This is a genomic window from Lysobacter enzymogenes, assembly GCF_017168095.1.
In the GTDB taxonomy this organism is placed as follows: Bacteria; Pseudomonadota; Gammaproteobacteria; order Xanthomonadales; family Xanthomonadaceae; genus Lysobacter; species Lysobacter enzymogenes_D.
In genome coordinates this window covers 1-2,601 of sequence record NZ_LXSD01000512.1, presented here as the reverse complement: position 1 = coordinate 2,601, position 2,601 = coordinate 1, and the positions used below count along the sequence as shown (strand labels likewise).

2 protein-coding genes are annotated in these 2,601 nt (G+C 74.2%); both read left to right on the top strand.

The window, feature by feature from the left end:
• On the top strand, positions 1–1,818 hold a 1,818-nt coding region (locus A7A76_RS20820; RefSeq protein ID WP_206413100.1), incomplete at its 5' end, for a beta-ketoacyl reductase.
• Positions 1,815–2,601 (top strand): condensation domain-containing protein (locus A7A76_RS20815; RefSeq protein ID WP_206413099.1); only part of this gene is annotated, 787 nt, incomplete at its 3' end. The genes A7A76_RS20820 and A7A76_RS20815, both read left to right, overlap by 4 nt.

Below are 2,601 nucleotides of genomic sequence, written 5' to 3'. Positions count from 1 at the left end.
GACGGCGCGCTGGCCGCGGCGGTGGCGGCGGAATTGCGCGGGCGCGGCCACGCCTGCATCGAATTGAGCGCGCAGCCCGGTTTCGCCGCGGACGATGTCGAGGCCTGGTCGCGCGCGCTCGACGCGCACGCCGCAGCATTGCGCGGCGTGATCGACCTGGTGCCGCCGGCGCCGGCCGAACCCGACGCGGCGCAGGCGATGGCGCTGCTCGCCGAGCGCTGCCTGCCGACGTTCGACGCCGTGCGCGCACTGGCGCGGCGGGTCGCGGCGGACAAGCCGAAGCTGTGGATCGCGACCCAGGCCGCGCAGCGCGTGCTGGCCGGCGACCGCGCCGATCCGTTCGCCGGCGCGGTGTGGGGCCTGGGCCGGATCGTCGGCCACGGCGAACACATCGACCTGTGGGGCGGCGCGGTCGATCTCGACGGCCGCGACGCCGCGAGCGACGCGCGCCACCTCGTCGACGAATGCCTGGCGACGCGGCGCGAGGACCAGATCGCCTGGCGCGACGGGCGCCGTTACTGCCTGCAGCTGGAAGACAGCGGCGTCGACGCGGCGCCGGATGCGCTGCCGGCGCTGCGCGCGGACGCCAGTTACCTGATCACCGGCGGGCTCGGCGCGCTGGGCCTGGAAATCGCCGCGTGGCTGGTCGAGCGCGGCGCGCGCCACCTGATCCTGATCGGACGCACGCCGCCGCCGCCGCGCGCGCAGTGGCGCGACCTGCCGGACGGGCACGCGCAGGCCGGCCTGGTCGCGCGCCTGCTCGAACTGGAACGCGCCGGCGCCAGCGTCGCGGTGGAATGCTTCGACATCGCCGATGCGGCGGCGCTGGACGCGCTGATCGCGCGCCTGGACGGCGAATGCCGGCCGCCGATCCGCGGGGTGATCCACTCCGCCGGCGTGGCGCGGCCGCAGTTGCTGGCGCAGAGCGACCACGCCGAGTTCCTGTCGGCGTTCCCGCCCAAGGCGGTCGGCGCGTGGAACCTGCATCAGGCCTTCGCCGCGCGGCCGCTGGACTTCTTCGTGCTGTTCTCGTCGGTGGCCGCGCAGGTCGCGTCGATGGGGCAGGGCAACTACGCCGCCGCCAACAACTTCCTCGATCTGCTCGCCCAGCACCGGCGCGCGCAGGGCCTGCCGGCGCTGAGCGTGGGCTGGGGGCCGTGGGGCGATGTCGGCATGGCGATCAAGCTCGACCTGACCACGTTCTTCCACGACCGCGGCCTGTACCCGATGTCGGCCGAGCAGGGCTGCCGCGCGCTCGGCCGGTTGCTGACCGCGCCGGAGCTGCCGCATGCGGTGGTGCTGGGCGCGAAGTGGACGCGGGTCGGCGAGACCAGCCCGTTGGGCATCGCCGCGCCGCACATCCAGGCGCTGGTCGAGGCCGAGCGCCAGGAAGACGCGCAGGCCGGCGCCGGATCCGGCGAAGACAAGGTCGACATCCACCTGCGCCTGGCCCAGTGCGAGGACGAAACCGCGCTGGCGCGGACCCTGGCCGAGTACGTGCGCGAACTGGCTTGCCGGATCCTGCGCGCCGATCCGTCGGCGCTGGGCCTGGACGAGAGCCTGTCCCAGCTCGGCCTGGACTCGATGATGGCGATCGAGATGAAGAACCGGATCGAGCATTCGCTGCGGGTCGGCCTGTCGGTGCTGGAACTGCTCAAGGGCGCCAGCCCGAATCAGCTCGGCGCGTTGCTGGCGGCGCAGATCCAGGCCGACCGGCTGGCCGCGCAGGACGCGGCGGTGGCCGAAGTGCTGGCGCAGATGAGCGAACTCAGCGACGACCAACTGGAAAGTCTGCTCGCGGGCGGGGACGAGGCATGAGCGATCTGGAATCGAAACTGCGCGCGCTCACGCCCGCGCAGCGCGAACTGCTGCAACGCACCCTGGCGCGCAAGCGCGGCGCGGCCGAACCGGCCGCCGACGCGCAGGCGCCGCTGACCGACACCGAGGACCAGTGGTTCGCGCTGTCGAGCGAGCAGCTGGCGCGCTGGGCCCAGTACCGCTTGCGTCCGAGCGAGCAGGGATCGCACAACAACGTGTTCGCCGCGCGCGTGCACGGCGCGATCGATCCGCAACGGCTGTCCGCGGCGCTGGCGGCGCTGCTGCGCCGCCACCCGATGCTGCGCGCGCGCATCGGCGAGCACGAGGGCGAGCCGGCGCAGCGCATCCAGGCGCAGGTCGGCGATGCGCTGCGCATCGTCGATGCGAGCGGGCTGTCGCAGACGCAACTGCGCGATCGGGTCGCCGAAGACGCGCTGCGCGCGTTCGACCTCGACCGCCCGCCGCTGCTGCGCGCCTGCGTTTACCAAACCGGCGCGGACGCGGCGGTGCTGATGATCGCGTTCGACCACATCGCCGGCGACGGCTGGTCGTACTGGCGGCTGTTGCAGGAGCTCGGCGAACTGCTCGGCGCCGCCGCGCCCGCTGCCGCGCAGGCGCCGCCGGCCGGCGGTTATTCGCAGCGCGTGCGCCAGCAGCGCGAGTGGCTGCAAGGCGCCGATGCGCAGCGCCAGTACGAATACTGGTCCGCGCAACTGGCCGGCGACCTGCAGGCGCTGCCGTTGCCGGCCGACGCGCCGCGCCCGGCGCGCGGCGGCGGACGCC